This window comes from Kitasatospora sp. NPDC015120 (assembly GCF_043080305.1).
Taxonomy (GTDB): Bacteria; Actinomycetota; Actinomycetes; order Streptomycetales; family Streptomycetaceae; genus Kitasatospora.
This window is the reverse complement of record NZ_JBIBVJ010000071.1, coordinates 1-264: the sequence shown is the minus strand read 5'-3', so window position 1 is coordinate 264 and position 264 is coordinate 1. Positions and strand designations below refer to the sequence as shown.

General features: G+C 61.0%; 1 pseudogene. It reads right to left on the bottom strand.

Annotation, left to right across the window (positions count from 1 at the left end):
* Positions 1–238: pseudogene (locus ACF1AK_RS36350) on the bottom strand (hypothetical protein); the annotation flags it as partial.
* Positions 239–264 lie beyond the last annotated feature (26 nt).

The window sequence follows — 264 nt, the reverse complement described above, 5'->3', positions numbered from 1 at the left end:
CGATCTCCTCCACCGCCGTCACCGGAGCCCGAAACACCGCAACCTCGAACACCGGCTCCGGCAACAACTTCCGATCCAACTTCCCCGAAGCATTGAGCGGAAACGCATCCAACACCATGATCTGCGACGGCACCATATACGACGGCAACACCACACCCAACGAATCCACCAGTGCCGCAGTATCAACCACCGCACCCGACGCCGGCACCACATACCCCACCAACTGATCACCGGTCACCGTCGACACCACAGCCACCGACGACA